Here is a 7,005-nt window from a genome sequence, read left to right on the forward strand (position 1 = left end):
TCCGGGAACCGACGCCGCCATCGGCCTCGCGATGCTGAACGTCGTCCTGGGCGAGGATCTCTACGACCACGATTTCTGCGAGAAATGGGTATTCGGCGTTGATGACCTCGCCGAACGCGTGCAAGACAAGACGCCCGAATGGGCAGAGAACATCACCTGGGTGCCCGCCGACGTCATACGCAGCGCGGCGCGCGCCTTCGCGACGAACGCGCCCTCGTCCATCATGTGGGGGCTCGCCATCGACACCCAGCAGAACGGCGCGCAGGCAGGGCAGGCCCTACTTGCGTTGGCGGCTATATGCGGCTATATGGACGTACCGGGCGGTATCACGCTGTCGCTACCCTCGAGCTTCATGGGACGCTGGCGCTTCGAGACCGCGCAGTTCGTCGAGCCCGAGACCATGGCGAAGCGCATCGATGCGAAGGAAGACCATCCAGCATACGCGTGCGGGCCATTCGCCCATCCCGACGAGGTGCTCACCGTCATGGAGACCGAGGAGCCCTATGCCTTCCATATGGCGTACTTCTACGCCACCAACCCCATTGCGCCGACGGTCTACGCCGAGCCCGAGCGCTGGTACAACGCGCTCATGAAGATGGACTTCAACGCGGCCCAGGACTGCTTCATGACGCCCACCATCATGGGCCTGTGCGACCTGGTGCTTCCGGTGAGCGGCTTCGCCGAGCATGACGGCGTCGTGCTCCCCCACTTCGGTCGCAATACGCACTTCCTGGGGGCTATGAACGCGGCCCTCGACCCCGGCGAGGCCCGATCCGACTTGGAGATCGACATGCTCGTGGGCAAGCGCCTCAACCCCGAGGCGTGGCCGTGGGAGAGCGCCGAGGAGTTCTTCAACGCGCAGATCCGCACCCAATATGATTGGGACTTCAACAACCTGCGCGACATGGGGGTGTTCCAGCAGAACTTCGAGTACCGCAAGTACGAGAAGGGGCTGCTGCGCCCCGACGGCGAGCCCGGCTTCAACACGCCGACGGGCATGATAGAGGTGTGCTCTTCGATTTACGACGACTTCGGGGAAGACGAGCTCCCCTACTTCATGGAGCCGGCAATGAGCCCCAACAGCACCCCCGACCTCTACGAAGAGTACCCGCTCGTACTGACCACCGGTGGGCGGGACTTCGTCTCGTTCCACTCCGAGCACCGACAGATGCCTACGCTGCGCAGCATCACACCCGACCCGCTCGTCACCATCAACCCGAAGACGGCAGCCGCCCACGGCATCAAGGCGGGCGACTACGTGTGCATCGAGAACCCCTTGGGCAAGTGCGTGGAACGGGCGCGCCTCTCCAACGAGGTGCCGGAGAGGGTCATCCATGCAACCCACGGTTGGTGGTATCCCGAGGAAGACGGGGAGTACCCGAACCTGTTCGGCACGTGGAAGTCGAATGTCAACAAGCTCGTGCCCATGTACAAGGTGGGCAAGCTCGGCTACGGCGCTCCCTACAAGAACGTGCTCGCGAAGATCTACAAGGTAGATGGCTACGAGGCAGGAAGCTCGGATCCCGCCGCCTATGAGCCACCGGCAAGCCGCGGGCCGGAGAGCATGACGGTAGGCGCGTCCTCTGAGATGAGCTACGAAGCCAAGCACTGCGCAAAATAAAGCCGAGCGTTCCAACGCTTGGAACGCTTAACCGGAAAGGAGACCCGACCATGGCATACAGTCCTGACCAAAAAGACGTCGAAGGCATCGAGGAGATCACCGACAAGGCGCCGAAGGTTTGCCCAAACTGCGGAAAGCCGCTGCGCAAGATCGTGACGAGCCGCGAGTTCGGCAGTTTCACGACCAAGTGCCCCTGGTGCAAGACAAAGTTCGAGTACCAGATCGAGGAAGACGACTAATCCGAGCCGAGGCAGGCCTACTGTCGAATCGCCCGCCTCGCCAAACCCTGGAGCAGCTTGGTCAACGAGAGCATGCTCCAGGGACTTGCCGTCACGCCAAACGCGGTCGTGCATTCAACAAGGTGGCTGCGGCGGACCGATCGAACTGGCATCACCTCCGGTACTCGAGGCACCACCGGATGCAGTATGAAACGCTCGCGGCAACGAGGGTGGCGGCGATGATCGCCACGGCCGTGCGGTACACGGCCGTGGCATCGCCGAGGAAGGTCGCGGAGAGGAACTGGGCGGCTGCCAGCACGCCCAAGCCCACGATCAGGCACGTCATGAGCACCCGGTACGCAGTTCTTAGCGCACGGCCCGTTATCTGGAGCTCGCGCTCGTCGTCGGCCGCGAGCTCCAGGTTGTCCCGCGTGCTCGCATCCAGCCCGCTGCGCCTCACGAACACGGCGCGGGCGATGGGATAGAGCACCAAAAACGCCACGAACACCGCCAGGAACGGCGAGAGGTGGACGGACAGGGAGAAGCCGTCCGCGGCCACGCCGCCCTCGTAGCGCGAGAACGGGAACATGAACACCAGCCCCATGAGCACGAACAGCAGCGTGTTGCCCACGCTCTCAAACACGACCTTCTTCATGAATGCTCCTCCTTGCTGAACACGTCCTCCACCGCAGCATCGAACACCTCGCACAGGTTGAGCGCGAACAGAAGCGACGGCACGTAGCTCCCCTTCTCCAGCGAGATGATGGTCTGGCGGGTGACGCCCGTGCGCCGCGCCAGCTCGCTCTGGGAGAGCCCGCGCTCCTCGCGCAGCTCCCGCACCCGGTTCCTGATGGTGTCCACTGACGGCTCGATTCGATAGAAGTAAAGTTGACTTTACCTAGTATGGCAGACGGACGGACGGGTGTCAAGTTGACTTTACCATGTATCGGCGGTCAACGGGAATGCGCGCCGCACCTTGCCGGAAGGACGGGCGCGAGCCCCCTCGCTTGGCGGCTTCGCACTCCGCAGGCGGGAAGGGGCCCGCCTGTGACGAGGGGCTGCGGGGTGGCGGGGCATGGTAAGCTGGGGATGCGAACACGGAAGGGGGAACCTATGCGGATGGAGCGGCTCATCGGGATCATGTGCGTGCTGGCGGACGCGCAGCGCACGACCATCGGGGCGCTGGCCGAGCGGTTCGAGGTGTCGACGCGCACGATCGCGCGCGATCTCGACGCGCTGGGACGGGCCGGCGTGCCCCTCGTCACGTTCCCGGGCGCGGGCGGCGGTGTGGGCGTCGTCGAGGGATTCAAGGTGCGCCGCGACCTCTTGAGCACGCACGACGCGGCGGCGCTGTACGCCGCGCTCGACGGGTTGCGCAGCATCGACGGCGACCAGGCGGTCACGCAGCTCATCGCGCGGCTCGTCCCCGGGGCCGACGTGGGCCCGCAGGTCGCGGCGGGAGGCCCCCTCGTACTCGACCTGTCCTCGTGGTTCGACGACGCCGTCGTGCAGGAGAAGCTCGCCATGCTGCTCGACGCCGTGCGCGAGCGCCGCTGCGCGCGCATCGAGTACGTCGCGCGGTCGGGGCGAAGCGTGCGCGTCGTGGAGCCGGCGCGGCTCGTCTACAAGCAATCGAGCTGGTATTTGCACGCCTTCTGCCGCGAGCGAGAGGCGTTTCGCCTGTTCAAGCTCAAGCGCATCGCCGCCCTCGACGTGCTGGAAGAAACGTGCCAAGCGCGCGAGGCCCCGCCGCTCGCCCTTTCCGCCCCTGACGCGCCGCTGTTGCTGCCGCCCGACGCGGACGCGCCCGGCACCTTCCTCGCGGAGTTCGACTACGACGCAGCCGACGAGTTCGTCCTCGCCGAGACCATCGACGCGCGGTTCCTCGAGCGAGGCGCGGACGAAGCCGTCGGCGTCGCGCGGTTCCGCACCGACGACGAGGCCTGGGTGAGGCGCCTCGCCGGATTCCTGGGCGATCTCGCACATCTTCGAGAACCATGACATACTGCTGTCATGGTTGCTCCCGTACCATGGGCTCGCACCCTATCGAAAGGACCGACCATGCAACAGCAATCGAAGAAAACCGTGCTCGTCTACGTGTTCAACGGCTTCGCCGACTGGGAGGGTTCGTACGTGAGCGCAGAGCTCAACCAGACGGACGCCTTCGCTGTGAGGACTGTCGCGCCCGACCGCGCGCCCAAGCGTTCGATGGGCGGGATCGCCGTGGCGCCCGACTACGCGCTGGACGACGCTCCCGGCGAATTCGCCGCCCTGCTGCTCATCGGCGGCAACGCGTGGCTCGACCCCGCAAGCGGCATCGACGCCGTGGTCCCCCTCGTCCGCCGCGCCCGCGCCCAGGGAGCGCTCGTCGGCGGGATCTGCAACGCCGCAACGTTTTTGGCCGAGCACGGCTCCGAGCCCATGCGCCGCTCTTGGCGAGCGACAAGATGAGCAGGATGCACATGGCCAGGTACTGCAATGCGTACGTGAGCCCGGTCGCGACCGCGTCCACTGGCGTTCCTGTGCCAGGATTCGCTCCCGTGAGCCCTCCGAGGATCACCGGGAAGGCGATCAGCAGGATCACGATGATCAGGCCCGCGATGCAAACGGCGGTGAAGTTCTTCAGGTAGCCAACCCCTATCTGCCTCGTGTCGTCCAAGGCCATGAAGGCGAGGGGGATCGGGCTGAATGCAGCCATGATGTAGAGCTGGAGGGCGCGGGCCCAGCAGACGACCAGGGCCACGATGTAGGCCGCGAGGACGACGACCCAGCTGATGAGTGACACGACGAGCATCGCAAGCAGAGCCGGGATGTCGTCGTCCGTGGTCACGATGGACGCGGCTGCGAGATCAAGGGTCCCTCCCTGACCGAACAGCCCCATGACCTTGTCGATTGCGATTCCGACCACCTCGTAGATGGACTGCATCAGCTCGAAGCTGTGCTGGATAAGGAACAGGAACACGGCGAAGAACACCAGGAGGAACACGACCTCCTTGACGCCTGGCATGGAGGCGTTCCCGTCGACCCTCTGTGAGATTTGTATAAGCTTCACAGTGAAGACCAGCGAGAGCACGCCGCATCCGATGGGGAGGATGGCAACCTTCCACACGCCGTGCGCGATGTCGTACATGGAGACGCTTCCCGACGTTGTGAGCATGGAGTCGAAGTCCGCGCCCAGGATTCCGTCGTAGCCGATGCCCTTCAGCACATCCACTTGCTTCGAGAACATCCAGTTGGTCGCCTCCCTCAAGAGCTCGGCCAGCCAGTTGTTGATGTCGCCCGCGATGTCCGCGTATGCGCCGTGTGCCGGCACGAGCAGCGTCGTCAGGAGCACGATCGTTGCCGCGAAGGCCAGCTTGAACCTGCGGTCATGGGCGAGTTTTACCAAGGAGCCCATCGGCATCACATTGCCGAGATCTTGCCCGACGTGCCGTCGATGACGATGGTCGCGATGGTCCCGTTGGGGTCGTCCAGCGTGAAGGTGGAGCTGGTCTTGTTGGCGTTGGCGTCGATGTAGACCTCGCCGTCCCAGGTCGCCGTCTTGGCGTAGGGGCTCCTAGACCTGGCAAAGTCCTGAAGGCAGCCAACTATGCCGTCCTTCTCCACGCCGGCAAGAGCCGCCAGGTAGTCGATGTCGCCGCTGATGGCGAGTTCGACGTCCTCAGGGGCATCGATGAGGTAGGTGGCCGAGATCTTGAAGGAGTCGCAGGTAATCGCCATGCCGCCGTTCTCGGTGGCGTCGACCCTGACCACAGACGGGGTTTGCGCGGATGTGATGCTGTCGCTGGCCCAGACGGACTCCGAGAAGCCGTCGTCGTCGGCTTTGGCGTTCTCCGGCTCCCAATAGGTGACTTTCTCCTCGCCGGCAGCCCTCTCCACGAAGGCGCCGTTCATGATCGAGAGGGTCGCCTTCCCGTCCTTGGACGTCCATTTGGTGCCGAGCAGCTTCTCCAGGCCGTCCTTGGCTGCATCGGCTTCGTCCGCCGCGCCTACCTCCTGGCCTTGCTCGACCGGGTCCTGCTGCGTGCTGTGGACCATGGTGCAGCGCACGCACCCGGAGCCGATGAGCACGAGCAGGGCAGCGCATGCGAGCGCGGCCATGGCCTTGCTTCTCTTCTCCATTCGTTTCTCCTTTCTAGTGGCGCGCCGTCAGGGCGCAAGTGAAGCAGTCGGCTCCCGAGGCGATCCTGCAGACGTCCCCCGTGTGGGGCTCGTGGATGTACCTGTCGTCGCCGATGTAGATGGCGACGTGGCCGTGCCTGTAGAGGATGTCCCCGGGCCTGGCCTGGGAGATGGGTATCTGCCTGAGCTCGCTCTTCTGGTCTTCCGTGTAGTGGCTGATGCGGATGCCCGCCTGGCGGTAGCAGTACTGCGTGAGGCCGCTGCAGTCCAGGCCCTTTCCGGGCGTCGAGCCGCCCCAGACGTATGGCACGCCGAGCTGGCTGTACGCCGCGGCCACGATGGCGTTTCCCGCCTCCTCGCCGGCCTTGAAGTCCTCTAGGCTGAGGCCGTCGAAGCGGTACAGGCCGTAGGTCTGCATGATCGACTTTAGGGTCTCCACGTAGCTGGAGTCCGTTGCCCATCCTGCGTCCTTCAGGCCCTCGGCCATCTTGTCCGAGTCGTGGTTCGCCATCGCCTCCCTGATCAGAGGGTTGTTGGCGTACCGTCCCGCCTGCAGGAAGACTCGGCTGCGGAACACGATGCACTCCGCGTCGCCTTTGAACACGATGAACTGGGCGGCGGTGGTGTAGTGGCTGCCGTCAGCTGCCTCCTCCCCGGTAGCCCAGCTGGCTTTTCCCGCCACTTCTGTGGCGGAGGCGTAGGAGGATGCCCATTTCATGCCGAACAGGTTGTGGTCCCTGGTGGCGAGCTGGCTCATGTGGTCTCCCTGCCCGCTCTCGCAGATGATCTGGGCGATCGTGCAGCCGGCAGGGTGCCCGTACTTCTCCTGGGCGTCGAGGGCGGCCTCCACCATCTCGTAGGTGATGTAGGGAGGCAGTCCCTCCATAGCCTGCTTGTTCGCCTCGTTCTCCCAGAATCCGAAGAGCGCTGAGACAATTTGTCCCACCAGCAAGGCACCCAGCACGAAGGCCACGATTCCGACGACGATGCCGGCGATCGGGGCGCCGGCGCCTGCGACGATGCCTGCGACCCCGGCTCCGCCCT

8 protein-coding genes and 1 pseudogene are annotated in these 7,005 nt (G+C 64.8%); 4 read left to right on the forward strand and 5 right to left on the reverse strand.

What is annotated here, in order from left to right; all coding sequences use genetic code 11:
* A partial coding sequence (locus GPA_RS15520; RefSeq protein WP_083809185.1) for a molybdopterin-containing oxidoreductase family protein occupies positions 1-1,621 on the forward strand: 1,621 nt, incomplete at its 5' end.
* A 50-nt stretch (positions 1,622-1,671) separates the two neighbouring features.
* Positions 1,672-1,860: an FmdB family zinc ribbon protein gene (locus GPA_RS15525; protein ID WP_015540448.1), complete on the forward strand. Its 189-nt coding sequence runs from the start codon at positions 1,672-1,674 to the stop codon at positions 1,858-1,860.
* 151 nt (positions 1,861-2,011) lie between these two features.
* Here GPA_RS15525 and GPA_RS15530 read toward each other — a convergent pair whose 3' ends face one another.
* Both GPA_RS15530 and GPA_RS15535 read right to left on the reverse strand, forming a co-directional pair.
* Positions 2,012-2,494 (reverse strand): hypothetical protein, encoded by a 483-nt coding sequence (locus tag GPA_RS15530; RefSeq protein ID WP_015540449.1) that lies wholly within the window; start codon positions 2,492-2,494, stop codon positions 2,012-2,014.
* Positions 2,491-2,700, reverse strand: a complete 210-nt coding sequence (locus GPA_RS15535) for a helix-turn-helix transcriptional regulator (RefSeq protein ID WP_041239782.1) — start codon at positions 2,698-2,700, stop codon at positions 2,491-2,493. Before GPA_RS15535 ends, GPA_RS15530 begins: the two co-directional genes overlap by 4 nt.
* A gap of 252 nt (positions 2,701-2,952) precedes the next feature.
* Between GPA_RS15535 and GPA_RS15540 the strand changes: the two genes are divergently transcribed.
* Together GPA_RS15540 and GPA_RS20685 are read left to right on the forward strand one after the other, a co-directional pair.
* Positions 2,953-3,840, forward strand: coding sequence for a helix-turn-helix transcriptional regulator (locus GPA_RS15540; RefSeq protein ID WP_049784206.1), 888 nt, complete (start codon positions 2,953-2,955; stop codon positions 3,838-3,840).
* A 60-nt stretch (positions 3,841-3,900) separates the two neighbouring features.
* Positions 3,901-4,194 (forward strand): annotated as a pseudogene (locus GPA_RS20685) (DJ-1/PfpI family protein); the annotation flags it as partial.
* Here the strand turns inward: GPA_RS20685 and GPA_RS15545 are convergent.
* The 3 genes from GPA_RS15545 to GPA_RS15555 form a co-directional block, all read right to left on the reverse strand.
* Positions 4,118-5,242 (reverse strand): hypothetical protein, encoded by a 1,125-nt coding sequence (locus GPA_RS15545; protein WP_015540451.1) that lies wholly within the window; start codon positions 5,240-5,242, stop codon positions 4,118-4,120. The pseudogene GPA_RS20685 and the gene GPA_RS15545 overlap by 77 nt on opposite strands.
* A complete protein-coding gene (locus GPA_RS15550; protein ID WP_015540452.1) occupies positions 5,242-5,961 on the reverse strand; it encodes a hypothetical protein in 720 nt (239 codons plus the stop codon). Before GPA_RS15550 ends, GPA_RS15545 begins: the two co-directional genes overlap by 1 nt.
* 13 nt (positions 5,962-5,974) lie before the next feature.
* A partial coding sequence (locus GPA_RS15555; protein ID WP_197533113.1) for a C40 family peptidase occupies positions 5,975-7,005 on the reverse strand: 1,031 nt, incomplete at its 5' end.

The sequence above is a fragment of the Gordonibacter pamelaeae 7-10-1-b genome (genome assembly GCF_000210055.1).
Taxonomy (GTDB): domain Bacteria; phylum Actinomycetota; class Coriobacteriia; order Coriobacteriales; family Eggerthellaceae; genus Gordonibacter; species Gordonibacter pamelaeae.

Coding starts and splice junctions, on each gene's coding strand:
- GPA_RS15525 (WP_015540448.1), top strand. CDS start 1,672: ATGGCATACAGTCCTGACCAAAAAGACGTCGAAGGCATCGAGGAGATC.
- GPA_RS15530 (WP_015540449.1), bottom strand. CDS start 2,494: ATGAAGAAGGTCGTGTTTGAGAGCGTGGGCAACACGCTGCTGTTCGTG.
- GPA_RS15540 (WP_049784206.1), top strand. CDS start 2,953: ATGCGGATGGAGCGGCTCATCGGGATCATGTGCGTGCTGGCGGACGCG.
- GPA_RS15545 (WP_015540451.1), bottom strand. CDS start 5,242: ATGCCGATGGGCTCCTTGGTAAAACTCGCCCATGACCGCAGGTTCAAG.
- GPA_RS15550 (WP_015540452.1), bottom strand. CDS start 5,961: ATGGAGAAGAGAAGCAAGGCCATGGCCGCGCTCGCATGCGCTGCCCTG.